This window comes from Acidimicrobiales bacterium, assembly GCA_035512495.1.
Taxonomy (GTDB): domain Bacteria; phylum Actinomycetota; class Acidimicrobiia; order Acidimicrobiales; family CADCSY01; genus DATKDW01.
The window spans coordinates 59,365-84,587 of record DATKDW010000025.1 but is presented as its reverse complement, the minus strand read 5'-3'; the positions used below and the strand labels follow the sequence as shown (position 1 = coordinate 84,587).

The 25,223-nt window shown below is 71.6% G+C and carries 22 protein-coding genes; 12 read left to right on the top strand and 10 right to left on the bottom strand.

The features are described from left to right. The first annotated feature begins 53 nt into the window (after positions 1-53). On the top strand, positions 54-2,576 hold the full coding sequence (locus tag VMN58_02995; GenBank protein ID HUF32162.1) for a glycoside hydrolase family 3 C-terminal domain-containing protein: 2,523 nt from the start codon (positions 54-56) through the stop codon (positions 2,574-2,576). Positions 2,577-2,662: 86 nt separating this feature from the next. Here the strand turns inward: VMN58_02995 and VMN58_02990 are convergent, their stop codons facing one another. The 4 genes from VMN58_02990 to VMN58_02975 form a co-directional block, all read right to left on the bottom strand. Further along, positions 2,663-3,391, bottom strand: coding sequence for a class I SAM-dependent methyltransferase (locus VMN58_02990; GenBank protein HUF32161.1), 729 nt, complete (start codon positions 3,389-3,391; stop codon positions 2,663-2,665). Positions 3,392-3,452: 61 nt separating this feature from the next. After that, the gene (locus VMN58_02985; GenBank protein HUF32160.1) at positions 3,453-3,896 is read right to left on the bottom strand and encodes a GNAT family N-acetyltransferase; all 444 of its coding nucleotides are present in this window, start codon (positions 3,894-3,896) and stop codon (positions 3,453-3,455) included. Positions 3,897-3,959: 63 nt separating this feature from the next. Then, positions 3,960-4,757 (bottom strand): PhzF family phenazine biosynthesis protein, encoded by a 798-nt coding sequence (locus VMN58_02980; protein ID HUF32159.1) that lies wholly within the window; start codon positions 4,755-4,757, stop codon positions 3,960-3,962. Between the two features lie 9 nt (positions 4,758-4,766). Then, positions 4,767-7,340, bottom strand: coding sequence for a M1 family metallopeptidase (locus VMN58_02975; GenBank protein HUF32158.1), 2,574 nt, complete (start codon positions 7,338-7,340; stop codon positions 4,767-4,769). A gap of 107 nt (positions 7,341-7,447) precedes the next feature. Between VMN58_02975 and VMN58_02970 the strand changes: the two genes are divergently transcribed. Continuing rightward, complete coding sequence (locus VMN58_02970) at positions 7,448-8,458, top strand: adenosine kinase (GenBank protein ID HUF32157.1); 1,011 nt, start codon at positions 7,448-7,450, stop codon at positions 8,456-8,458. Between the two features lie 19 nt (positions 8,459-8,477). Here the strand turns inward: VMN58_02970 and VMN58_02965 are convergent, their stop codons facing one another. Then, positions 8,478-9,083, bottom strand: coding sequence for a hypothetical protein (locus VMN58_02965; GenBank protein ID HUF32156.1), 606 nt, complete (start codon positions 9,081-9,083; stop codon positions 8,478-8,480). Between the two features lie 46 nt (positions 9,084-9,129). After that, complete coding sequence (locus tag VMN58_02960; GenBank protein HUF32155.1) at positions 9,130-9,774, bottom strand: VOC family protein; 645 nt, start codon at positions 9,772-9,774, stop codon at positions 9,130-9,132. Between the two features lie 65 nt (positions 9,775-9,839). On the opposite strand from VMN58_02960, the gene VMN58_02955 reads away from it, so the two are divergent. After that, entirely contained in the window at positions 9,840-11,195 is a 1,356-nt protein-coding gene (locus VMN58_02955; protein HUF32154.1) for an amidase, read from the top strand. Between the two features lie 2 nt (positions 11,196-11,197). Then, a complete protein-coding gene (locus VMN58_02950) occupies positions 11,198-14,551 on the top strand; it encodes a carboxyl transferase domain-containing protein (protein ID HUF32153.1) in 3,354 nt (1,117 codons plus the stop codon). Positions 14,552-14,569: 18 nt separating this feature from the next. Here the strand turns inward: VMN58_02950 and VMN58_02945 are convergent, their stop codons facing one another. Together VMN58_02945 and VMN58_02940 are read right to left on the bottom strand one after the other, a co-directional pair. Then, the gene (locus VMN58_02945) at positions 14,570-15,217 is read right to left on the bottom strand and encodes a dethiobiotin synthase (protein HUF32152.1); all 648 of its coding nucleotides are present in this window, start codon (positions 15,215-15,217) and stop codon (positions 14,570-14,572) included. Next, the gene (locus tag VMN58_02940) at positions 15,214-16,323 is read right to left on the bottom strand and encodes an 8-amino-7-oxononanoate synthase (GenBank protein ID HUF32151.1); all 1,110 of its coding nucleotides are present in this window, start codon (positions 16,321-16,323) and stop codon (positions 15,214-15,216) included. Before VMN58_02940 ends, VMN58_02945 begins: the two co-directional genes overlap by 4 nt. A gap of 93 nt (positions 16,324-16,416) precedes the next feature. On the opposite strand from VMN58_02940, the gene bioB reads away from it, so the two are divergent. Next, on the top strand, positions 16,417-17,370 hold the full coding sequence (bioB, locus tag VMN58_02935; GenBank protein HUF32150.1) for a biotin synthase BioB: 954 nt from the start codon (positions 16,417-16,419) through the stop codon (positions 17,368-17,370). 23 nt (positions 17,371-17,393) lie between these two features. On the opposite strand, the gene VMN58_02930 is transcribed toward bioB, so the two are convergent. Beyond that, entirely contained in the window at positions 17,394-18,695 is a 1,302-nt protein-coding gene (locus tag VMN58_02930; GenBank protein ID HUF32149.1) for an adenosylmethionine--8-amino-7-oxononanoate transaminase, read from the bottom strand. Positions 18,696-18,841: 146 nt separating this feature from the next. Here VMN58_02930 and VMN58_02925 point away from each other — a divergent pair, with 146 nt between their 5' ends. The 5 genes from VMN58_02925 to VMN58_02905 are packed head-to-tail and all read left to right on the top strand — an operon-like array spanning position 18,842 to position 22,703. Then, positions 18,842-19,795, top strand: a complete 954-nt coding sequence (locus tag VMN58_02925) for a hypothetical protein (GenBank protein ID HUF32148.1) — start codon at positions 18,842-18,844, stop codon at positions 19,793-19,795. Then, positions 19,795-20,439, top strand: a complete 645-nt coding sequence (locus tag VMN58_02920; GenBank protein HUF32147.1) for a hypothetical protein — start codon at positions 19,795-19,797, stop codon at positions 20,437-20,439. Before VMN58_02925 ends, VMN58_02920 begins: the two co-directional genes overlap by 1 nt. Continuing rightward, positions 20,436-20,975, top strand: coding sequence for an RNA polymerase sigma factor (locus VMN58_02915; GenBank protein HUF32146.1), 540 nt, complete (start codon positions 20,436-20,438; stop codon positions 20,973-20,975). The genes VMN58_02920 and VMN58_02915 overlap by 4 nt, the downstream gene beginning before the upstream one ends. Before the next feature lie 31 nt (positions 20,976-21,006). Beyond that, entirely contained in the window at positions 21,007-21,819 is an 813-nt protein-coding gene (locus tag VMN58_02910; protein HUF32145.1) for a zf-HC2 domain-containing protein, read from the top strand. Next, positions 21,819-22,703 (top strand): ABC transporter ATP-binding protein, encoded by an 885-nt coding sequence (locus tag VMN58_02905; protein ID HUF32144.1) that lies wholly within the window; start codon positions 21,819-21,821, stop codon positions 22,701-22,703. The genes VMN58_02910 and VMN58_02905 overlap by 1 nt, the downstream gene beginning before the upstream one ends. A 61-nt stretch (positions 22,704-22,764) precedes the next feature. On the opposite strand, the gene VMN58_02900 is transcribed toward VMN58_02905, so the two are convergent. Continuing rightward, positions 22,765-23,166, bottom strand: a complete 402-nt coding sequence (locus VMN58_02900; protein HUF32143.1) for a PIN domain-containing protein — start codon at positions 23,164-23,166, stop codon at positions 22,765-22,767. 485 nt (positions 23,167-23,651) lie between these two features. Between VMN58_02900 and VMN58_02895 the strand changes: the two genes are divergently transcribed. After that, on the top strand, positions 23,652-24,320 hold the full coding sequence (locus VMN58_02895) for a DUF402 domain-containing protein (GenBank protein ID HUF32142.1): 669 nt from the start codon (positions 23,652-23,654) through the stop codon (positions 24,318-24,320). Then, positions 24,317-25,147: an acyl-CoA thioester hydrolase/BAAT C-terminal domain-containing protein gene (locus tag VMN58_02890; protein ID HUF32141.1), complete on the top strand. Its 831-nt coding sequence runs from the start codon at positions 24,317-24,319 to the stop codon at positions 25,145-25,147. The genes VMN58_02895 and VMN58_02890 overlap by 4 nt, the downstream gene beginning before the upstream one ends. Positions 25,148-25,223: the final 76 nt, after the last annotated feature.

The following is a 25,223-nucleotide window of genomic DNA, read 5'->3' as shown; positions in this document are numbered from 1 at the left end:
CGGTACGGTCGGGGGTCGACCGCACGGGCGGGACCGTCGTGGAGGGAGAGCGGATGACCGCTGGCAGCGTCTGGGCGTCGGGGCGGGTGGAGGCGATCCTCGCCGGTCTCAGCATCGACGAGAAGGCCAGCCTCACGGTGGGCTCCGGGGCTTGGCACACCATCCCCCTTCCGGCGGCCGGGGTGGGCCGGGTGAAGGTCACCGATGGCCCGACTGGTGCCCGCGGCGACGGCCGCAGCGGGGCCTCCGCCATCTGCTTTCCCGTGGGGGTCTCGCTCGGCGCCAGCTGGAGCACCGACCTCCTGGCGCAGGTCGGGGCCGCCCTCGCCGAAGAGGCTCGCACCAAGGGGGCTCACGTCTTGCTGGGTCCGACGGTCAACATGCAGCGCACCCCGATCGGCGGGCGCAACTTCGAGTGCTACGCCGAGGACCCGCTGCTCACGGCACGCCTCGCGGTTGCTTTCGTCCAGGGCCTCCAGGGCGCCGGCATCGGCGCGTCGATCAAGCACTTCGTCGGCAACGACACCGAGCTCGACCGTCACGAGGTGAGCGTCGAGATCGACGAGCGGACCCTGCGAGAGGTGTCGTTGCTCCCCTTCGAGCGGGCGGTGGCCGAGGCCGACCCCTGGACGGTGATGGCGGCGTACAACCGGGTCAACGGTGAGACCGCGACCGCGAGTCGGCGCCTCCTCACCGGGATCCTCAAGGAGGAGTGGGGCTGGCCGGGCATGGTCGTCTCCGACTGGGGCGCGGTGAAGGACACCGTGTCCACCGCCCTGGCCGGTTGCGATCTGGAGATGCCCGGCCCCGTGGGTTGGCTCGGTCCCCGGCTCGCCGACGCCGTTCGGGCTGGTGACGTGCCCGAGGAGGTGCTCGACGACCTGGCGCGCCGTGTGCTCCACCTGGCCGAGCGGGCCGGCCGCCTCGACGACGCCGGGGAGCCGCCCGAGCGGGCCGACGACGATCCGGGTCGCCGGGCGCTGGCCCGCCGGGCCGCGATCGAGGGAACCGTGCTGCTTCGCAACGATGGCGTCCTCCCCTTCGACCGCGACCGCCTCGAACGGGTGGCGCTCATCGGCCCCAACGTCTCGTCGTTCATGGTGCAGGGCGGCGGCAGCAGCCAGGTCCTGCCCCACGGCGACATCGTCGGCCCGCTCGACGCCCTGCGGGCGTCGCTCGGCGACGGGGTCGAGGTCATCCACGAGCCCGGCTGCACCAACCACAAGTTCGCCCACTCCGTCCCCCCGGAACAGTGGCGCGGTGGCGTGGCCACCGACCGCCCCTCGGCGTCGAGCCTGGTCGTAGCGGCTCGGCTCGAGGACGCTCCGGTGGCGGTCGAGCTCTACGACGGCCTCGAGCTCGACGGCGACCCGGCCCGCACGTGGCAAGCCGACGGGATCACCACGACGTTCTTCGGGCGGGTGCGTGGCCTGGCCGACCAGTCGTCGTTCTCGGGGCGCTTCACCGCCACCTACCTGCCGGTGGCGACGGGGGTGCACTCCTTCGGGCTGTCGGCGGTCGGGCGCAGCCGGCTCTTCGTCGACGGTGTCGAGGTGATCGACTCGTGGACCGACCCGCAGCCGGGCGACACGTTCTACGCCAACGGCTCCGCCGAGCTCCGCGCCGGCGTCGAGCTGGAGGAGGGAGTGCCGGTGGAGGTGGTGGCCGAGCTGGCCACCGATCCGGCGTCGACGGTCCAGGGCATCCGCGTCGGCATCGACCCGCCCGAGCCGGCCGACCTGCTGGACCGGGCGGTGGCGGCGGCGGCCGACGCCGACGTGGTCGTCGTGGTCGTCGGGACCACGGGGGAGTGGGAGACGGAGGGCAACGACCGCGACGACATCGCCCTGCCCGGTCGGCAGGCCGAGCTGGTCGAGGCGGTGGCGGCCGTCAACGACCGCACCGTCGTGGTGGTCAACGCCGGCAGCCCGGTCGACATGGACTGGGTCGAGGGGGTGGGTGCCGCGCTGCAGGTCTGGTTCGGCGGCCAGGAGATGGGCCCAGCACTGGCGGACATGCTCCTCGGCCACGCCGAGCCCGGCGGGCGCCTTCCGCACACGATCCCGGCCCGTCTGGCGGACCACCCGGCGGCGTCGTCCTACCCCGGCAGCGGCGGCCGGCTCGTGTACGAGGAGGGTCTGCTCACCGGCCACCGCTGGTACGACGCCCGGGGGATCGAACCCCGCTTCCCCTTCGGCCACGGGCTGTCGTACACCACCTTCGAGTGGGGTGACGCCACGCTGTCGGTGGCCGACGGGTCGGTGGACACGCCGCAGGTCTCGGTCACGGTGCCGCTGGCCAACACCGGCGACCGGGAGGGTTCGGAGGTGGTCCAGCTGTACGTGCGGCCACCGGACGGCGCCGGCCGGCCCCAGGCTGAGCTCAAGGCCTTCGCCAAGGCCACCTTGGCTCCGGGCGAGGCCGACGACGTGGTGCTCGACCTCGACCGGGTGGCGTTCCGCACCTGGGACGTGGCCTCCGGCACCTGGGTGGTCCACCCCGGCACCTACGAGGCCATCGTGGGCGCGTCGTCGCGCGACCTCCGGTCGTCGGTGTCCGTCGAGCTCGGGGGCTGAGGTCGGGGAGAGCAGAGCCGGCTGACGCGTCCCTCTGATGTGGACGACTGCGGCCTCTGAAGGCCAGCGTCCGACTGCAGATCGACCTACGCGATCTTCTCAGCCGTCAGGACGATGAGGGCTGAGGCCGCGTTGAACTGCTCGCCGTCCCAGCCGCCGTGAACGGCTCGGACCGACAGGCCGGCCGCTGCGAGATCCTCGACGAGCTCTTCGAGGCCTCGGAAGGTCAGCGGCTGCTCGACGACGAGATCCTCGCCTGACTCGGACCACAGGTTGTGAGCGGTGAGGATGACCGTCCCATCCTGATCTGGCTCGGTTGCTTCCAGCCACTCCGTCAGCTTTCCGTGGAGGGTCTCGCGAGTCGAACACGTCGCCTCTGGCGTCCAACCTCGCCACGCTCGAGCGTCGGGATTGCGGGTCTCGAAGCCGAGCACGCCGCCGGGCGAGAGGGCGGCGGAGACCTTCTCGAGTGTTCCGGGCCAGTGGCGGGGACCGACGTGCTGCGCGACGTTGCCTGTCATGAGAACGAGTTCGACGCCCGATTCTTCGATGGCTCGTGAGTCACCGAGACGCCACTCGACGTTCTCGGCCTCGGGTCGTCGCCGGGCGACGGCGAGCATGCCCGCGTCTGGGTCGATCCCGATCGTCCGACGAGCTACTGATGCCAACGACACCGTCAACAGCCCGGTTCCGCACCCGAGGTCGATGATCGTGAGTGGTTCGACCTGGTCGGCGAGCCGCCGCCAGTGGTCGTGGTCAGGTCCGTCGGGATTGTCGATGTCGTACAGCGACGCGAGTCGCGGATCCGTCAGCATCACAAGACGATTGTGTCGTGGCGATCAGGCATTTGGGGCGCTCCGCCGTCGGCCGAAGACTTCAGCGCCGACGGATGTGCGTGATCCCTTCTACGTCGACTGGCAAGAAGCCCATGCTCTCCCAGAACGGTGCCGCAGCGGCCGAGGCGCCTGCATTGCAGGTGATGACGTCTGTGTGCTCGAACGCGGCAGCGATCAGCCCGCTGGCGAGCGCTCGTGCGACCCCTTGTCGTCGCCACGCGGGGGCCACGTAGAACCGACGCATGCGCAGCGCGCGTTCGACGTTGGGGCACTGCGACAGGCCACCGATCCCGACGATCTCTCCGCCGGAGGTCGCGGCCAGGATCGCCTCGCCCGGTGCCCGAAAGCGCTCGGTTCCGTCACGCCACCGCTGAAGCACCGTCGCCACGATCCGGATGCCCTCCCGGTCCGCATGGCCGGCGAGTGAGATGAGGCCATCCGGCAAGAGCGCTTCGGCGGCCACCACGGAGAACGACGGACTCACCCGCGGGACGCTAGAGGGCATTCTTGGCTCCAACCTTGCCCTCAGCGGCCGTCGCCGAGGCAGCTAGACGAGGAGCTCGCCGCGGGCCACCGTCACGGCGCTGCCGCCGAGGGCGATGCGGTCGCCGAGCACGCGCACCCGCACCTCGCCGCCCCGTGCCGACACCTGGAGGCCGCGCAGCTCGGAGCGACCGAGGCGCTCGGACCACCAGGGGCCGAGGCAGCAGTGGGCCGATCCGGTGACGGGATCCTCGTCGACGCCGGCCGACGGGGCGAAGAAGCGCGACACGATGTCGGCCGGGGTGTCGTGGTCGGCCTCGGCGGTCACGATGACGCCTCGGCACTGGATGGTGGCCAAGCGGCGGATGTCGGGACGGACGGCTCGGACCTCGGCCTCGGTCCGCAGCTGGACCAGCCAGTCGGTGCCGTTGGTGGCGGTGTGGGTCGGTTGCACGTCGAGGGCCTCGATGAGGTCGGGCGGGGCCCACTCTTCGGTGGGTGGGACGGACGGGAAGTCCATCTCGATCCAGCCCTCGCGCTGCTCGGCCGTGAGCTCGCCGCTGCGGGTATGGAAGCGGAGGGTCCCGCCCGCCAGCGCCCGTCCGGACTCCCAGAGGGCGTGGGCGGTGGCGAGGGTGGCGTGACCGCACAGGTCGATCTCGATGGCAGGCGTGAACCACCGCAGGTCCCAGGAGCCGTCCGACCGGGGGACGGCGAAGGCCGTCTCCGACAGGTTCATCTCCGCGGCGACGGCTTGCATCCACCCCGCCTCGGCCGGCTCGTCGAGCAGGCAGACGGCGGCAGGGTTCCCTGTGAAGAACGACGACGCGAACGCGTCGACCTGGAACAGCGGCACTGGCACGCCGTGACCCTAGGGGAGGGAGCCGCCGGCGAGGTGGGCCGCCACCCGTTCGGACTCGCGCTGGCGGAACGCGACGTTGACCCGCAGCCGCTCGAGGTGCTGCTCGACCGTGCGGGCACCCTGGGGGACGGGGTGCTCGGCGAGGAACGCCTCGACGCGCCTGGCCAGGGCGGGCTCCGACAGGGCGGTGATACCCCCGAGCATCCGGGGGATGGCGTTGTCGGGGAAGCGCTCGTTGAGACCGTCCCACGACCGGGTCACGAAGTCCCAGGCCGCGGCGGCGGCGTCGCGGTTGCCGAGGGCGAGGAGGACGAGGAAGGGGCCGTTCTGCGAGCGGATGTCGCCCGACAGGCAGCGCTCGAGGGCGCTGAGCACCAGGTCCTCGTCCGGGAACGAAGCCAGCGCGTAGAGGTAGCGGAGCGACTCCTGGGGCGAGGGCGAGGTGCGGTACCGCTCCCAGAAGGCGTCGTGCTCGTCGGGGCCGCCGTGGGTGGCAACCACGCCGACCACGGCGGCGGCGACGTTGGGGTCGACGGCACCGGGGTCGGCGAGGACGGTGTCGTGGACGCGTCGGGCCTCGGCGACCACCTCGGGATCGTCGCCGAGGTTGCCGAGGGTGGAGATGAGGGTGCCGCGGAGCTGGCGGGTGAGCTCGTCCTCCCCGGGGTCGGGCGTCCAGCCGAGGCGGGACAGGGCGGGCCCGACCAGCTCGCGCACGAAGGCCTGGAAAGCGGCGCGGGCGTCGCCGTCGAGGATCCGGTCGAGGCTGCCGAGGGCAGTGACGAGGGTCGCCCACACCGTGCGGTCGGTCTCGTCGACGAAGGCGTGGGCCAGCGCGAGGAAGGAGGTGGCGTCGGTGTCGCCGGCGAGCACGGCGGCCCACGTGTCTTCGAGCAGCAATGCTCGCTCGACCGCCTGGAGGTCGGCGAGACGGTCTTGGAGCGTGTTGAGCAGGGCTGGGGAGTAGCGCACCCGGTAGAAGCCGTGCCCACCCGCGTTGACCACGACGCCCGCGGCGGCATCAGGGAGCTTGAAGGTGGCGGAGTCGCCCTCGAGGAGGACCTTGTGGGCCGTCCCGCCCGACGACACCAGCGCCGGCACCGACCACGTGGTGCTCTCCTCTGCGTCAGGGAGGAAGCGGAAGCGGCGCTGTTCGAGGGTGAGGAGGTCGCCGTCGACGGACGCGCTCACCAGCGGGTACCCACCCTGGAAGATCCAGGAGTCCATGATCCGGCGCACCGGCTCGCCGGTGGCGTCCTCGATGGCATCCCAGAGGTCGGTGGTCTCGGCGTTGCCGAACTGGTTGGCCTTCAGGTAGCGGCGGATGCCGGCGCGGAAGCCGTCGGTCCCCAGGTACTGCTCCAGCATGCGCAGGACCGATGCGCCCTTCTGGTAGGTGAGGACGTCGAACATCCCTTCGGCATCCTCCGGCGAGTGCACGGGGTACTCGACCGGTCGGGTGCTGGCGAGCGAGTCGACGGCGAAGGCAGCCGCCCGCTCGTTGGTGAACGACACCCAGCGCCGCCACTCGGGCTTGAAGGCGTCGACGGCGGCCAGCTCCATGAAGGTGGCGAACGCCTCGTTGAGCCACAGGCCGTTCCACCACTTCATCGTCACCAGGTCGCCGAACCACATGTGGGCCAGCTCGTGGGCCACCACGTCGGCGACCCGCTGGAGCTCGACCTGGGTGACGCTGTCGGGGTCGATGAGGAGCACGGCCTCCCGGAAGGTGATGGCACCGAGGTTCTCCATGGCGCCGGCGGCGAAGTCGGGCAGGGCGATGAGGTCGCACTTGTCGCCGGGGTAGTCGATCCCGTAGTAGTCGGCGAAGTAACGCAGGCAGAACGCACCGACCTCGAGGGCGTAGGGGGCGAGGTGGCCCTTGCCGGGCACGTGGACCACCCGGAGCGGGATGCCGTCGACGTCGACGGCCTCGGTTGCCTCGAGCGGCCCGACCACGAACGCCACCAGGTAGGTGCTCATGGGGATCGTCTCGGCGAAGCGGATCGCCACGCGGCCGTCGTCGGTGGGGGACTCGCTGACTGCGCCGCCGTTGGAGATGGCGAGGAGGCCCTCGGCTACCACCAAGGTGACGGCGAAGGTCGCCTTGAGGTCGGGCTCGTCCCAGCAGGGGAACGCCAGACGAGCGTCGGTCGGCTCCATCTGAGTGGTGCCGATGACCCGCTCGACGCCGTCCTCGTCGGTGAAGGTGCTGCGGTAGAAGCCCTTGAGCTTGTCGTTGAGGGTCCCGCGGAAGCGGATGTGGACCGTGGCCGTGCCGGCCTGGAGCGTCGAGGCGAGGGCGAGGGTGGCCCGCTCGGCGCCGGCGTCGAGCGAGATCGTGGCCTCGATCCGTGCTCCGGCGCCGTCGGCGACCCACGCCTCATCGAGGTCGAGGTCGACGGCGTTGAGCACCACCTGGTCGACCGGCGTGGTCACCTCGACCTCCACCGCCTCCTCACCCCTGAAGGTGGCGGCGTCGAGGTCGGGTGCGATCGTCAGGTCGTAGCGCCGGGGGAGCACGGTGCGGGGAAGGCGGTAGAGGTGCTCGTCGCCAGGGGTGCTGGCGCTGGAGTCGTGCACGGGTGACCTCGCGAGGGGCGTGGGCGTGGGGAGGCCTGATCCTAACGGCGCCCGCCGGGGCCGATCCTGGCTGGTCCGCAGGCTCCGCCGCTGGTAGACGGAGGGCCATGGACCCCACCCCTGCGACCGCCGCCGCCAGCCTCGACGTGGTGGGGGTGGGCAATGCCATCGTCGACGTCATCGCGCAGGCAGAGGAGGCCTTCCTCGACGCCCACGGGCTGGTCAAGGGTTCGATGGCGCTGGTCGACACCGCGCGCTCGGCCGCCCTCTACGACGCCATGGGGCCGGCGGTCGAGGTCTCGGGCGGGTCGGCGGCGAACACCCTCGCCGGGCTCGCCTCGCTGGGCGGCACCGGTGGGTTCATCGGCCGGGTGCACGCCGACCAGCTGGGTGAGGTCTTCGCCCACGACATCCGCTCGCTCGGGGTGGCGTTCCCGGTCCCGCCCGCCACCGACGGCTCGCCGACGGGCCGTTGCCTCATCGTGGTGACGCCCGACGGCGAGCGCACGATGAGCACGCTTCTCGGGGCCGCCGGCGAGCTCGGCCCCGACGACGTCGATGAGGCGCTCCTGGCGTCGGCGTCGGTCACGTACCTCGAGGGCTACCTGTTCGACAAGGGGCCGGCCCGCGAGGCCTTCGCCCGGGCTGCCGCCGTCGCCCACGCTGCAGGGCGCGAGGTGGCGCTGACGCTGTCCGACTCGTTCTGCGTGGAGCGTGCCCGCTCGGCGTTCCGCCAGCTGGTCGTCGACGAGATCGACGTGCTGTTCGCCAACGCCGCCGAGATCCGGCTCCTCTACGAGACCGACGACCTCGAGGCAGCCATCGGGCAGGCCGCCGACACGTGCCGGACGGTGGTCGTCACCCGAAGCGCCGAGGGATCGACGGTGATCGTCGGTGGTGAGCGTCACGACATCGAGGCCGATCCCGTGGCGAAGGTCGTCGACACCACCGGCGCCGGCGACCTCTACGCCGCCGGCTTCCTCTACGGCCACACTCGGGGGATGGAGCCGCAGCGCTGTGGGCGCCTGGGCTCGATGGCAGCAGCCGAGGTCATCTCCCACCTCGGTGCCCGCCCCGTGGCCGACCTGGCCGACCTCGCCGCCCCGCTGCTCGGGTGACCGGCCACCTCGCAGGTCGTCAGTGGTCGTCGTCGAGGTCGGGAGGGAGGAACGAGAACTCGAGGTCGCCGAGGCGCACGAGCGTCGACGCCACCCAGCCGCCCATGCCGCCGAACTGGTCGTCGAGCGCCGAGCCATCGGCGAGGGTGGACTCGTCGAGGAGCACACTGCCCTCGTAGGAGACCTCGATGGCGTACTCGCCGGTGGTGAGGTCGTTGCCGTAGACCTGCTCGATGGTCGGCCCCGACCGGTCGAGGGTCTCCGATCCCACCGGCGGGCTCAGGATCGGGAGCACACTGAGGACGCGCTGGGGGTCGGGCCGATCGCGCAGGCCCTGCACCCGCAGGGCGACCTCGACGATGATCTCGGGTGGCTCGTCGAACGGCTCACCGATGTACCAGCTGCGGTAGGTGGTCTGCGACCACGTGGGCCAGTCGAGAGTGACGTCGGCCCGCACCCGAGGCGGCGACCCCTCGCCGGGGAGGCCGTAGCTGGTCTCCCAGGTGACGTCGCCGAGGAGGACGTCGACCTGGAAGCGCTCCTCGAATGCCTGCCGCTCGAGCATGGCGCCCTCCATCGCCTCGCGGAGGGCCCCGATGGCATCGGTGAAGACGTGATCGAGCATGGATGGGCGAGCGTAGGCCGGTGGAGGGACCCCCGCCGCCGCGCCCTCAGCGGGGCTCTCGGCGCCCGGGCCCGGTGCTCATGAGCGCAACCGGCACGGTGAGGTCGGCGGAGCGGCGGATGGTGGCGATCCTCCGCCCGGGCTGCACGGCGTCGCGGGGGGTCCCCACCAGGTCGCCCAGGCTCGCCGTGGTGGCGTCGAGGTCGGCGCAGGTGAAGGCCAGGCCCCAGATCCGCGCCGGCCCGTCGCCAGCGCGCTCCGGCGGGCCGACAAGCTCGAGGATCGCCTCGCCGAGCCGGAAGAAGACCTGGGTGATGGCGGAGCCGTCGGGGCCGGTGGTGGGACGAGTGCGGCGCGGCTCGGCACCGATGGCGCACAGTGCGGCCACCGTGCGGTCGAGGTCGGGGGTCCGCATCACCACGTGATCGACGGAGGTGACGCCGTTGGGGTGGTGGGCAGGCACCGCCGGCTCCTCGTCGGGCGCCACCGTGGTGGGCAGCCCGTCGACCTCGGTCAGCGCCTCGGTGCCGGCGAGGGTCCAGCCGAGGACGCCGCGGCCTCCCGGAGCGCGGCCGAGCCAGAGGCGCACCGCGCCGACCCGGCAACCCCCGTCGACGTCGACCTCGAAGCCGGCCTGGCGCCACGTCTCGGACGGGTCGGCGATGTCGAGGGCGACGAGGCGGACGGACACGGTCGGCGACCCTACCGCCGCCCGACGGACCTCCAAGCTCGGCTGACACGTCCTAGGTTGGCGCAATGACCGAACCGCTGGACCACGATGCCGTCGGGCAGGCCGAGCTGGTCCGCTCGGGGGCGGTGTCTCCTCTGGAGCTCGTCGACTCGGCGATCGCCCGGATCGAGGCGCGCAACCCCGAGCTCAACGCCGTCATCCACGAGCGCTTCGACGCCGCCCGGGCGGAGGCCGCCGGCGACCTCCCGGATGGTCCGTTCCGTGGGGTGCCGTTCCTCGTCAAGGACGGCGTCTGCGCCATGGCGGGGGAGCCGTTCCACGCCGGGATGGCCTTCCTGAAGCGCCACGCCCACGTGGCGGCGCGCGACCAGTGGCTGGCGGAGCGGTACCGGGCTGCCGGCTTCGTGGTCCTCGGGCGCACCAACCTGCCCGAGCTGGCGCTCATGCCGACCACCGAGCCCGCGGCCTATGGGCCCACCCGCAACCCCCACGACCTCGAGCGCACGCCGGGAGGGTCCTCCGGCGGCTCGGCGGCGGCGGTCGCCGACGGATGGGTGGCAGCCGCCCACGGCAACGACATGGGCGGATCGATTCGCATACCGGCGTCGTGCTGCGGGCTCGTGGGCCTGAAGCCCTCGCGGGCGCGGACCACCATTGGCCCGGAGTTCGCCGAGTACTGGGGCCAGATGACCCACGAGCACGTGGTGTGCCGCTCGGTGCGCGACACCGCCGCCATCCTCGACGCCACCGCCGGGCCGGGGCCCGGCGACCCTTACACGGCGCCGCCACCCCGACGGCCGTGGCTCGACGAGGTGGGCGGCGACCCGGGTCGCCTTCGGATCGGTGTGCTCACCGACACGCCCTTCGCCGAGGTCGACGCCGAGTGCGATGCGGCCGCCCGGCACCTCGCCGACGAGCTGGCCGACGCCGGGCACGAGGTCGTCGACGAGCACCCGGCGGCGCTCGCTGATCCCTCGGCCAACCTGGCCTACGTCACCATGCTCCAGGTCCACGTCGCCAGCGAGCTGGCTCGCATCGGCCGGATGGTCGGCGAGGAGATCACCGAGGCCGACGTGGAGCCGGAGACCTGGGCCGCGGCCGAGGCCGGCCGTACCGTCGACGCCGTGTCCTACTGGGAGGCGACCCAGGCCATGCACTCGTGGTCGCGACAGGTGGCGACGTGGTGGTCCGACCACGACCTCCTCGTGACACCGACCCTCGCCACGCTCCCGCCGAAGCTTGGCGAGGTCGACGTGTTCGCCATGGTGGCGTTCACCCTGCCGTTCAACATCACCGGACAGCCCGCCATCAGCCTGCCGGTGCACCGGGCCGCCGGCCTGCCCGTCGGCGCCCAGCTGGTGGGGGCCTTCGGACGGGAGGACCTCGTGATCGCCGCCTCGAGCCAGGTCCTGCCCACCTGACCATGCGCAAGCTGCTGATCGCCAACCGGGGCGAGATCGCCGTGCGCATCGCTCGCACGGCAGCCGAGATGGAGATCTCCACGGTGGCCGTGCACGCCGAGGACGATGCCGCCGCGCTCCACATCCGGGTGGCCGATGAGGCCGTGGCGCTGTCTGGGGTGGGCCCGCCCGCCTACCTCGACGCCGAGGGGGTGGTCGAGGCTGCGCTGGCGAGCGGGTGCGACGCCGTCCACCCGGGCTACGGCTTCTTGAGCGAGGACGCCGACTTCGCCCGGCGCTGCGCCGGCTCTGGTCTGGCCTTCGTGGGTCCTTCCCCCGAGACGCTCGACCTCTTCGGCGACAAGGCGCGGGCCCGGGTGCTGGCCAGCGACGTGGGGGTGCCGGTCCTGCCCGGCACCGACGGGCCGACCAGCCTCGACGACGCCCTCGCCTTCCTGGAGAGCCTGGGACCTGGTGGGGCGGTGATGATCAAGGCGGTGTCGGGTGGCGGCGGTCGCGGCACCCGTCCGGCGACCTCGGCGCCGGAGCTCGAGGCGGCCTTCGAGCGGTGTGCGTCGGAGGCGGCGGCGGCGTTCGGCGACCCCTCGCTCTACGTCGAGCAGCTGGTGGCCAGGGCTCGCCACGTCGAGGTGCAGCTCGCCGGCGACGGCGACCACGTCGTCCACCTGTGGGACCGCGAGTGCAGCCTGCAGCGGCAGCGCCAGAAGGTGGTGGAGGTGGCGCCCGCCGCCTCCCTGCCGGCGGCCGTCCGCCAGCGGCTCCTCGACGCCGCCGTCACCCTCGGCCGAGCGGCACGCCTCCGCAACCTGGCCACCGTCGAGTTCCTGGTCGACGCCGACGGTGGCGACGACTCGCTGGCGATCTTCATCGAGGCCAACGCACGCCTGCAGGTGGAGCACACCGTGACCGAGGAGGTCCTCGGCCTCGACCTCGTCCGCCTCCAGCTCGACCTGGCCGCGGGCCGGACCCTCGCCGGCGTGGGCTTGGCCCAGAGCGACGTGCCCACGCCCCGGGGCACGGCCGTTCAGGCCCGGGTCAACCTCGAGACCATGGGAACGGACGGCTCGGTGCGCCCGTCCGGGGGGCTGCTCTCGGTCCACGAGCTCCCCTCGGGCCCGGGGGTGCGGGTCGACGGTTTCGGCTACGCCGGCTACCGGACCAGCGCCCGCTACGACTCCCTCCTCGCCAAGGTCATCGTCCACACCCCCGTTGGCGACCGCGCCGCCGCCATGGCCAAGGCCGAGCGGGCCCTGTCCGAGCTGCGGATCGAGGGGGCGTCCACCAACGTGTCGTTCCTCCGGGCCCTCCTCGGTCACCCCCTGGTGCTCGCAGGCGAGGTGCACACCGGCTTCATCGACGACCACCTCGACGACCTGGTGGGAGCCACCGACCAGCCGCGACGCCACGTTGAGGCTGTCGGCACGGGGAGCCCGTCGCTTGCCGGCGCCGTGGTCGACGCCGTCGACCCCCTCGCGGTGCTGGACCACGGCCGGGCCGCGGCGTCGGGCAACCGGGGGGACGACATCGAGGGCCCCGACGGGACCCGCCCGGTCCCGGCGCCGATCCAGGGCACCGTGATCGAGGTCTCGGTGGCGGTCGGCGACCCCGTCGGCGCTGGCCAGCAGCTCCTGGTCATGGAGGCCATGAAGATGCAGCACGTGGTCGGTGCGCCGTGCAGCGGGGTCGTGCGGGCCCTGGCGGTGAGCGCCGGCGACGCTGTCCTCGAGGGCCATCCGCTCGCCTTCCTGGAGGAGGCCGAGGTCGACGCGGCCGAGGGGCAGGTCGAGGAGGAGGAGGTCGACCTCAACGAGATCCGCCCCGACCTGGTCGAGGTGATCGACCGTCACCAGCGGGCGCTCGACGAGTCGCGGCCCGACGCCGTCGCTCGTCGCCGCCGGAGCGGCCAGCGCACGGCGCGGCAGAACATCGACGACCTCCTCGACCCGGGCACGTTCACCGAGTACGGGCCCCTCACCGTGGCGGCCCGGCGCCGGCGCAACACCATCGAGGAGCTGATCGACCAGACGCCCGCCGACGGCCTGGTGATGGGCCTCGGCCAGGTCAACGGCGAGCTGTTCGGTGAGGATCGCGCCCGCTGCGCAGTGCTCTCCTACGACTACACAGTGCTCGCCGGGACCCAGGGCGCCCACAACCACGAGAAGCTCGATCGGTTGTCGGAGCTGGCGCTGCGCTGGCGGCTCCCCACCGTGTTCTTCACCGAAGGCGGGGGCGGCCGCCCGGGTGACACCGAAGGGGGTGGCTTCGTCCGCGGCTTCGAGTACTGGGGTCGCCTCAGCGGGGCGGTGCCGCTGGTGGGTGTCACCTCGGGGCGCTGCTTCGCCGGCAACGCCGCCATCCTCGGGTGCTGCGACGTCATCATCGCCACCCGCGACTCGGCCCTCGGCATGGGTGGACCCGCCATGGTGGAGGGCGGTGGCCTCGGGGTGTTCCGTCCCGAGGAGATCGGCCCCGTCGACGTGATGCAGCGAAACGGCGTGATCGACGTGCTCGTCGAGGACGAGGCCGAGGCGGTCGCCGTCGCCAAGCGGTACCTGTCGTACTTCCAGGGCCCGGTCGACGAGTGGGCGTGCGAGGACCAGCGCCTGCTCCGGCGAGCGATCCCCGAGGACCGCCTCCGCGTCTACGACGTCCGGAGGGTGATCGAGCTGATCGCTGACACCGCCTCGGTGCTCGAGCTCCGGCCCGAGTTCGGGCGGGCGATGGTCACCGCGCTCATCCGCGTCGAGGGCAGGCCCGTGGGGGTCTTCGCCAACAACCCCCAGCACCTCGGCGGCGCCATCGACTCCGACGCCTCCGACAAGGCGGCCCGCTTCCTGCAGCTGTGCGAGGCGTTCGACATCCCCGTGCTCTCCCTGCAGGACACGCCGGGGAACATGGTCGGACCCGAGGCGGAGACGACGGGGCTCATCCGGCACTGCGCCCGGCTCTTCGTCATCGGCGCAAACCTCACCGTGCCGATCTTCTCGGTGGTCCTGCGCAAGAGCTACGGCCTTGGCGCCATCGCCATGACGGGCGGGAGCTACCAGGCGGCCATGTTCACCGTCGCCTGGCCCACCGGGGAGTTCGGGGGCATGGGCCTCGAAGGGTCGGTCAAGCTCGGCTACCGCAACGAGCTGGCCGCCATCGAGGACCCGGTCGAGCGACGGGCGCGCTTCGACGAGATGGTCGCTCGGGCCTACGCCGCCGGCAAGGCCCTCGTGCGGGCCGAGGGCACCGCCCTCGACGACGTGATCGACCCAGCCGACACTCGGCGCTGGGTCCTGGCCGGGCTGCGCTCGCTGCCGCCCGCGCCCCCGCGCACGGACAAGAAGGTCCCCTGGATCGACGCCTGGTAGGACGGCTCGACCCTCCTGCTACCGGAGCGGGACCTCGGTGGGGTCGACGACGACCTCGAGGCCGTCGCGCTCCTGAAGCCACTGGCGGTTGCGCCGGTGCAGGTCGTTGCCGGCGTCGTAGCGGTTGAGGAGGACCACGGTCCGCAGCGGCCGCAGGGCCTCGGTGGAGAGACGGGTGCTGTTGATGGTGCCGAGGGCGGCGTCGGCGACCAGCAGCACCAAGTCGGGGTCAAGGCGGTGGGTCAGCTGGGCACTGTCGGCGTCGTGGGCGAGTGGCGACCGGACCCCGCCGGCGGTCTCGACCACGCCGACCTCGGCGTCGCCGGGCCACCACAGCTCGTCGACGAGCTCGTCGAGGAGGATCGGCGCCCGGTCGAGGACCTCGGCCGCCATCGGCGGGGCCATCGCCACCGGGTACCAGCGGTGGGCGGGGCACACGTCGGTGGGGGCCTCGAGGGTGGCGTCGCCCAGCAGGTCGGCGTCGGTGGGCTCGAGGGGCGCTCCGGACGCGGTGGCCTCGAAGGACTGGGCCGGCTTGCGGGCGGCGAGGCGGACCCCGCGGGCCCGGGCCGACTGGGCGATGCGGCAGGTGGCCCAGGTCTTGCCGATCTCTGTGGCGGTGCCGACGACCACGACGAGGGAGGAGGGCCGCTTCGGCGAGGTCATCGGACCCCGATCCGGCCGAGCCCGTCGAGCAGCCGCTCGACCATGTCGTCGGAGTGGGCGGCCGACATGGCGATCCGCAGCCTCGACGTGCCCGGGGGGACCGTGGGGGGACGGATCGCCGGCACCAGGAGGCCGAGCTCGAGGAGGGCATCGGCGGCCTCGACCGCCCGATCCTCGTCCCCGAGGAGGATCGGGACGATGGGCGACGGGTGACCGTCCCGCACGCGGTCGGTGACCTCCCGCAGCCTGGCCACGAGGGCGTCGCCTTCGGCCGAGCGCACGATCCGCAGCGCCGCCAGGGCGGCCGCGGTGTCGGGCGGGGTCAGGGCGGTGGTGAAGATGAACGACCGAGCCCGGTTCACCAGCAGGTCGATCATCGGTGTCGAGCTGGCTACCCAGCCGCCGACCGAGCCGAGCGCCTTCGACAGGGTGCCCACCCGCACCGTCACCGGCCCGTCCCCGTCGTCGGGGAGGTCTGGTCCGAGCACGGCGTGGGCCTCGTCGATGACGAGCAGGGCGTCGTGGCGGGCGCAGACCTCCCGGAGGGCGGGCAGCGGCGCAACGTCGCCGTCCATGGAGAACACCGTGTCGGTGACCACGACGCGGCGGCCGGGCGCGGCCACCAGCAGCTTCTCGAGGTGATCGACGTCGCCGTGGCGGTAGACCGCCACCGCCGAGCGGCTCAGGCGGCACCCGTCGATGATTGAGGCGTGGTTGAGCTCGTCGCTGCACACGGTGACGTGGGGTCCCCCGAGGGCACCCAGCACCCCGAGGTTGGCGCTGTAGCCGCTGGAGAAGACCACCGCTGCCGGCGTGGCCTTCCAGTCGGCGATCTCCTCCTCGAGCTCGCAGTGGCCGGGGCGGGTCCCGACGATGAGGCGTGACGCCGTCGAGCCGGTGCCCCACCGCTCGGCGGCGGCCGACGCGGCGGCCACGACCGACGGGTGGGTGGCAAGGCCGAGGTAGTCGTTCGAGGCGAACGACACGACGTCCTCGCCCTCGAGGCGGCCCTCGGGACCATGGGCGTCGAAGCTGCGCGTCCGCCGCCACTGGCCGGCGGCACGGATGTCGTCGAGCTGTGATTCGATCCAGCTCTCCCAGGTCATGGCGACCAACGATGGCAGCCGACCCCGAGCCGGGCCACTCGCGGCCCCGGGCCAGTTTGTGGCTGCGGCGGTAGACCGGCCAATCTCTGCAGCATGAGCCCGGAGCGCCACGACTGGACCGTCGACGAGGCCGAGGCGTTGCTGGCCCGCCCTTTCCACGACCTGGTGTTCGACGCCCAGTCCGTCCACCGCGAGCGCTTCGACCCCCACGTGGTCGAGGCGGCCATCCTGCTCTCGGTCAAGACCGGGGCCTGTCCGGAGGACTGCTCCTATTGCCCGCAGTCGGCCAAGTGGAACACCGGCCTCGAGCCCGAGCGCCTCATGCCCATCGAGGAGATCCTGGCGTCCGCCCGCCGGGCCCAGGCCAGCGGGGCCACCCGCTTCTGCATGGGTGCCGCCTGGCGCTCGCCCAACGACCGTCAGGTCACCGAGGTGGCCAGGGCGGTCACCGCGGTGGGAGACCTCGGCATGGAGACCTGTGTCACCCTCGGGATGCTCACGCCTGCCCAGGCCCACGAGCTGGCCGGCGCCGGGCTCGACTTCTACAACCACAACCTCGACACCTCGCCGGAGTTCTACGGGGAGGTCATCACCACCCGTACCTACGGCGACCGCCTCGACACCCTGGCCAACGTGCGCGATGCCGGCGTGAAGCTCTGCTGCGGCGGGATCGTCGGCATGGGCGAGAGCCGGCGCGACCGGGCCGGGCTCCTCGTCGAGCTGGCCCGGCTCGACCCGCACCCGGAGAGCGTGCCCATCAACCTGCTCGTGCAGGTGCCGGGCACGCCGCTGTTCGGCACCGAGGAGCTCGACCCCCTCGAGCTCGTGCGTACCATCGCTGCCGCCCGGCTCATGATGCCGGCCTCGGTGGTCCGCCTCTCGGCGGGGCGGTCGCAGATGTCCGACGAGCTCCAGGCTCTGTGCCTCCACGCCGGTGCCAGCAGCATCTTCCTGGGCGACCGGCTGCTGACCACCGCCAACCCCGGTGACGAACACGACCGGGGGCTGCTCGACCGCCTCGACACCGAGGTGGCAGCCGGCGCCTGAACCGCCGGTCCCTCCGGCCGGCCTCAGGTCGCCTTCACCCGCTCCACCGCGGCGACCATGGCGCCGGCGATGCGGCTGACGTCGTCATCGGTGGTCACGTAGGGCGGCATGGTGTAGATGAGGCGGCCGAAGGGTCGCAGCCACACCCCGTGCTCGAGGAACACCTCCTGCATGGCGTCCATGGGCAGCGCCTCGGTGGTCTCGACCACTCCGATCGCTCCGAGGACCCGGACGTCGGCCACGCCGGGGAGCTCGGCGGCTGGGGCCAGGCCCGTTCGGAGACCGGTGCCGATGGCGGCCACCCGGTCCTGCCAGGGCTGGTCCAGGAGGAGGCGGATCGAGGCAAGCGCGACCGCGCAGCCGAGTGGGTTGCCCATGTAGGTGGGGCCGTGCATCAGGGCGCCGGCCTCGGCCCGGCTGACCCACGTGGCGACCTCGGTCGTGCAGAGGGTCGCGGCCATGGAGAGGTACCCGCCGGTCATGGCCTTGCCCACGCACATGATGTCGGGGCTCACCCCGGCGTGGTCACAGCCGAAGAGCTCGCCGGTGCGGCCGAACCCGGTGGCGATCTCATCGGCGATGAGCAGCACGTCGTGCTCGTCGCACAGCGCCCGGACGCCCGCGAGGTATGCCGGCGAGTAGAAGCGCATCCCGCCCGCTCCCTGGACCACGGGCTCGAGGATGACCGCCGCCACTTCGTCGCGGTGGGCGGCGAGGAGGTTGGCGATCTCCCGGAGGTGGTCGTCGTGGAACGGCTCGTCGAAGCCGGGGGTGGGTGCCGGGGCGAAGAGGTGCTGCTGGAGCACCGACGAGAACATGTGGTGCATGCCCGTCTCTGGGTCGCACACGGCCATGGCGCCCAGCGTGTCGCCGTGGTAGCCCGAGCGAACGGTGAGGAGGCGGTGCCGCTCGGGGCAGCCGCGGCCGAGCCAGTGTTGGAGGGCCATCTTGATGGCGACCTCGACCGACACGGACCCCGAGTCGCAGAGAAAGACGTGCGAGAGACCCCCAGGCGTGATCTCGACCAGCAGCTCGGACAGCTCCACCGCCGGGCGGTGGGTGATCCCGCCGAACATCACGTGGGCCATCTCGGCGAGCTGGTCGGTGACGGCGGCGTCGAGGACAGGGTGGCGGTAGCCGTGGATGGCGGCCCACCACGACGACATGCCGTCGACGACCTCCCGGCCGTCGGCCAGGCGCAGCCGGGTTCCTAGGGCGCTGGCGACCACGACGGGCGGCAGCCCCACGGGCACGGGCGCATAGGGGTGCCAGACCACCGCCCGATCCCGCGCGACGAGGTCGTTGGGGTCGGTCCCTTCAGCCATCGGCTCAGTATGCCCCCGGGTTCAGCACGAGCCTGCGGCCGCGACCTCGGCTTGTACAGCGTGCCGTGGGCAGTGAGGAGCGCTGGCGCGAGAGTGGGTTCGTGAACCGTTCGGCGTCCTCGTCGCGACAGAGGATCATGGACGGTGTGGTCGTCGAGCACGAGCCCGGCGTGGGGCGCGTCGGGCGCTGGGCCGGGTGGGGCGCTCCGACGTGTTGGGCCCTGGCTTGGGCCGAGACCCGGCTCGTGCTGCGCCACCCGGTCACGGCCCTTTTCGTCGCCCTCGGGACCTTCTTCGCCCTGATGCTCCACCTCGACGTGAACACCCAGACGTTCGTCTGGTACCGGATCCTCACCGGGCTGCCGGTGTTCGTCTTCGCGACCGGAGTACCCATCGTCGGCGTGTTGGTCGCCTCCCGGAGTCGTCACGACGGCACCGACGAGCTGTACGACTCGATGCCGGCGACGCGTGATCAACGGTCGGGGGCACAGATCGCGGCGTTCGGGTCGCTGGCCGCTTTGACGGCGGTGGCCGTCGCCGCGGTGTGGGTTGGGACACGGGCGTGGAGCGGGTTGCCGATCGCGCTCGAGCCCAACCCCGGGGCGAGGTCGGTCGAGTACCCGCTGGGTTTCGAGTTCCCCGCCACCGACGTCGCGCCGAGCCTGGTCGAGCTGGCACAGGGGCCGGCCGCCGTGCTCGTCGCCGGTGTGCTCGGGCTGCTGCTCGGCCGTTGGATCCCGACCCGCTGGCTGATCGTGGTGATGATCCCCGCTGTGCTGGCCCAAGTGGTGCTGGTCTCCTGGGCCAGTCTCGACCCCGACGCTCGGTGGTTCCTGCCCTTCGCCGACGCCAGCCAGCACGTCGGCTCGGTCACCGTGGGCGACGACGGCAGCACGATTCCTGTTGTGCAGGGCTTCGACACCACCGCGCTGGGCTGGCACTTCGTGTACCTCATCGGCCTCACCAGCGCCATGGCTGCCGCCCTCGTCGGCTCGGTGCGCCGAGACTGGGCCGTGCGGATCGCCTGCCTCGCAGGGCTGGCTGTCGCCGCCACCGGCGGCGTCCTCCAGATCACCACCGCAGTGGGGAACCTGCCGTGATGACAGCCAGCCACCGAGCAGCCTGGCTCGGCGGGCTGCGCCTCGTCCCGCTACCCGCCGTCGCGACTGCGACGACCGGGGGAGCCATCGTCGTGCTGGGTGCCTCCGGCCCGCCCGATCGGTTGCGGTCGTGGGTGGTGATGACGGGTCTGGTGCTGGCCGCGATTGTGGCATTGGCAGTCGATGACCCGACCGAGTCGCTGGCCGCATCGGCGCCGATCGGGCGCCGGGTCCGCTGGACGATCCGGGCCGTGGCAACCACCACCGCCGCTGCGGCTGGACTCGCCTGGGTGATCGGTGTGGCTGTGGTATCCGACGGGAGCTCCTCGGCGACGATGGTGTTCTCGACCATGGAGCTCGACACGCTGTTCCTGCAGTTCGGCACGTACGTCCTCGTCGCGCTGGCGGTTGCTGGCCACTCGGTGCGGCGCTGGGGGCCGGGCACCGGGCTGCGATCAGCCGCTCCTGCTCTCGTCTTGGTCCACCTGGGTGTCGAGTTGATCGGTGGGTCGTGGGCGCGGCTGCTCCCGGGCGCCGATCCGGGGACAGCCCGATGGTGGGCCTCGCTGCTGGTTCTGGCCGCCGCGGTGTACCTCCTCGTTTCCACCGACCCGACTCGCCACCTCAGCGTGGTGCGCCGATGAGCCGGCAGCGATGGTCGCAGTGCACCGATGCCGAGCTGCTGGAGGGCATCGCCATCGAGGCCAGCCGCGACGCCATGCGCGAGCTCTACGACCGGCACGTGTCGTGGCTGGCGGCGCGGTTGCGGAACCGGTGCGCCGACGACGGCGTCGTCCAGGATGCGCTCCAGGACACCTTCGTGGCCGTGTGGCGCGGCGCCGGTCGCTACGACGGTTCGGGCGCGGTGCCTGCATGGCTGTGGGGCATCGCCATCCGACGCCTCATCGGCCAGCTCCGCCGTCGGCCTCGCGTCCTCGAACTGCGGCGGGAGCCGGAGGTGGTGGTGTCGGCCGAGGACCGGGTGCTGGCCGGCGTCGAGCACGGCGACCTCGCCGGCGCGCTCGGCCGGCTCAGTCCCGAGCTGCGCGCGGTCGTCCAGGCAACCGTGCTCGACGGCCTCACCACCGCTGAGGCCGCCCATCTCCTCGGCGTGCCCCGGGGAACGGTCAAGACCCGGATGATGCGGGCCCGACGCGAGCTGCGGGCGGAGCTGGCATGACCACCGAACCGACGACCCAGGGATGCTGCCAATGAGCTGGCACGCCGACGAGCTGCTCACCGCCTACCGCGACCGGGGTCTCGACGCGATCACCGCGGGATCCGTCGACGCCCATCTGGTCTCCTGCGAACGATGCCGCCGTCTGGTGCGGGACCTCGACGATCCACAGACGACCGACGCCCTGTGGCACGACATCGTTGACGACATCGACGCCGCCCCACCGACTGTGATCGAGCGCCTTCTGGGCCACCTGGGGATCCCCAGCTCCATCGGCCGCCTGCTCGCGGCCACCCCTGGGCTGGTGCTGGCCACGACGCTTGCAGCGGCCGTCAGCGCCACCTTCGGGCTCGTCCTCGCCGACGCCGACCGGTCAGCCAACATCGCCGCCTTTGTCGCACTCGCCGCCGTGGTCCCGGCCGTCGGTGTCGGCGCATCCTTCGGCGCGGCCGCTGACCCCGCCTATGAGGTCGGTGCCGCCGCGCCCCTGTCGGGCCTGCGGCTCGTCCTCATCCGCACCATCGCGATCACGACCGTGTCGATCGTGATCTGCCTGGTCGGCACCCTCGGTTACCTCGAGACCGGCATGGTCGCCGTCGCCTGGCTTCTCCCTGCACTGGCCCTGGCCGCAGCGTCGCTCGCCCTCAGCACCTGGCTCTCGCCATGGACGGCAGTTGGCCTGATCGTCTCCGGGTGGCTGGTCGCGGTGCCGCTTGCCGGTCGCCTCGCCGGCGACTGGCTTGCCCTCTTCGGTCCATCCACCCAGGTCCTCGCCGTCGTCGTCGCCGTCGTTGCTGGTGCCGTCGTCACCGTCCGCGCTCCGCACCTCGACCATCGGGAGGTCTGATGCCTTCGCTCAACATCTCCGAGCTCACGAAGCGGTACCGAACAACGGACGCCCTCGACGGCGTCTCCTTCACCGCTCGGGCCGGCGTGTGCGGCCTCCTCGGACCCAACGGCGCCGGAAAGACGACGCTGCTGCGCATCATCGCCACCACCCTTGCCGCCGACCGGGGCACCGTCGACTTCGAGGGACTCGACCCGGCCGATGCCAACCAACGGGTGGACCTACGTCGCCGCCTCGGCTACGTGCCCCAGGAGCCGGGCTACCACCCGAGCTTCACCGCATTCGCCTACGTCGACTACATTGCCATCCTCAAGGAACACGTCGACCGGCGCAGCCGCCATGACGAGGTCCGCCGCGTCCTCGACCTCGTCGACCTCTCCGACGTCGCTCACCGCAAGATGCGGCGGCTCTCGGGCGGGATGCGACAGCGAGTTGCCCTCGCCCAATCGCTCCTCGGCAACCCCGACCTCCTCGTGCTGGACGAGCCGACCGCGGGCCTCGACCCCGAGCAACGTCTGCGGTTCCGCGGGCTCGTGTCCCGCCTCGCCGCCGATCGAGTCGTCCTCCTCGCCACCCACCTCACCGAAGACGTCGAAGCCCTCTGCGACCAGGTCGTGGTCCTCAGCGATGGTCAGGTTCGCTTCGACGGCGGCGTGCCCGCCCTCGCCGGCGTCGCCGAAGGGCGCGTGTGGCGCTCCCCAGAGGCCAACCCGAGCGGGGTGCTGTCCTGGCGCATGGGGGACGGCACTCACCGCCACATCGGCTCGCCACCGGACCAAGCGGACCTCCTCCCCCCGACCGTCGAGGACGGCTACCTGCTCCTGCTCGACGAGCGATCCCCCAACGCCGCCGAACCAAGCTCTCCCGGACGAGCTCTCCCGTGACCAGGACATGGCCGACCGACCGCCGGCCCCGATCTGTTGATCTGCAAGCGTGATGTGTAGGTCAGGTCGGAGGTGGTTCTGTCCGCTGGACGGTTGCCACGCGGTCGACGGACCGGTCGAACGACAGGATCTCGCCGATACCCGTCGACTCTGCGCACGCAACGAGGTAGGCCTCGGCGAAGTCGATGCGATCAATTTCGTAGACCTCCACGGCCCTGAGGAGGAGAGCCGGGTCCACGCAGGTGATCGATTCGAACGCGAGCAGCGAGCGGATTGCCTCGGCGATCTGGTCCCGGGGAGCCTCATAGAACGACTCGAGGACGTACACCGTCTCGGCGGTGATCAAATCAGTGAGGAGGAGCTCGTTGGCCTGCGCGAGATACGCGCTGGCTCGCGCAGCGAGGTCGGGTGGGTCACCGGTCAAGTGGCGAACCAGGATGTTGGTGTCGACGAACGCGCTCACCGTCGGGCTGCTGCCCGCGTCGCGCGTGTTCGGCGGATCACCTCATCCCAGGCAACGTTGCGCCTCCGCGCCGGCACGGCGATGCTCCCAGCCAGCTCAAGGAAGTCTCGGGTCCTGGCCACGACGGCCCGGTTTCCTTCGACTCGGAAGACGAGTTCGTCACCCTCAGAGATGCCGAGTGCGTCACGGACGGCCTTCGGGACGGTTACCTGGCCCTTGGATGTCACCCTCGCAGCTGCTTCCACGACCATCCTCCTTACATGTACGCCGTCGTAAGGATACCCTCCAACTCGTGCTCACGGCACCGGCGTCGCGCGATTCCGCACCGACGATGATCCTCGTCAACGACCACGTCCTCGACGTGATATCTCAATCCGCCGTCGCATCGCTCACGCGCCGATCGTCGGCGTCGTGGCAGCGGTCGCCTGCGGAGTTCGGGGCGCTTGTTCTGTGCGGCCTGCTTCGACCCCGCGATACTCGTGGACGTGTTTGAGCCGGGCTCACTGATCATCGCCCGTGAGGTCTGGGACGGCCTCCTGTGGGCCGCCCGTCCCGCTCTTGTCGTCGCCGACGATGGTGAGGAGCTCGTGCACTGGTGCCCCGCAGGCGTGGTGGGCTGTTTCGCGACGAGCCGGTTCTTTCCTGGCCGCGAACGCCTCCCGCGTGAGGAGCGCCAGCTCGTTTCGCTCGCATCTCGACGGTGGCACTACCGAGGTGTCCCTGCTCGAGGGACGAGCCTGTCTTTCATCCGGGCCGGGCGTTGGGCAAGCGTTGCTGCCACCTGGTATGCCGACGGTCGCTTCGCGCACTGGTATGTGAACTTCCAGCTTCCCCTCCAAAGGTGGGCTCGTGGGTACGACACCCTCGACTTGGTCATCGACATCGTGGTGGCGCCGGACGGATCATGGACATGGAAGGACGAGGAACCCTTCCGGGCCGGCATCGAACGGGGCATCTTCGCTTCCGAAGTCGAGGAGGCGGTGAGGGTCGAAGCCCAGCGAGTGGAGCGGGAGATTGCAGCTCGGACGGGGCCCTTCAGCTCCAGTTGGTCGAGCTGGAGTGTCCCGGATGGGTGGGATGCACCAGAACTCCCTCACGACTTCGCGGGCCAAGTCGCGACGCCGCCTGGTTCGAGAGTCACGCTCTCTACGTGAAGGAGCTCACGTCGGACCGACTTCCGGATGGGACACTCTTCCTGCCGGACATGGACCCCGTCGCGGGAGTTCTCGTGATCGCTGGATCCAGCGGTCGCGTCGACAACAGCCGGGCCCGCTTGTTCGCTGAAGCCGGGTGCGCGGCCGCGACGTTGCGGTACTTCGGTGGCTCCGGCCAGGCGCCCGGCATCTGCGAGATCCCGCTCAAAACCTTTGTCTTAGCGCTGGATGTCCTGGTGGAGCACGCACCGAGCCGGCTCGGCATCGTGGGCACGTCCAAGGGAGCCGAAGCCGCGCTCGCGGTCGCCGTGCGCGACGCCCGAGTCAACGTCGTCGTCGGCTTCGCTCCGACCTCGGTGACGTGGGGGAACCTCGGCGCTGGCCACGACGGGAACCTCCGACCGCAGCGGTCGTCTTGGACATGGCAAGGCAAGCCGCTCCCGTTCGTCAACTACGACGATGACTGGCCAGTTCCACCGGAACCGATCGCGTACCGGCCGATGTACGAGCACAGCCTTCGTGTCGATCCAGTCCAAGCGGAGCGAGCGGCGCTTCGAGTCGAAGACTCCCCGGCACGCCTCGTTCTCGTCGCAGGCGACGACGATCAGCTCTGGCCGTCAGACCTCTTCGCCCGTCAGCTCGCCGAACGCCGACAGGGCCGAGATGTGGACATCATCATCGGGCGGGGCGCCGGGCACCACGCCCGTCTTCCCGGCGAACCCGCCGTCGAGCCATCCAGTGAGATGGCGCGGGGTGGCAACCCGAGCGCTGACGCCGCGCTCGGTGAACGTGCATGGCCGCAGATCCTCGAAGTGCTTCATTTCTGACCAGCGCGCGAAGCGCCGATAGCGCGGGCTTGGGCTGAACCGCTTGGCGTCGTTCGGCGCGGGCGATAGGTGCGAC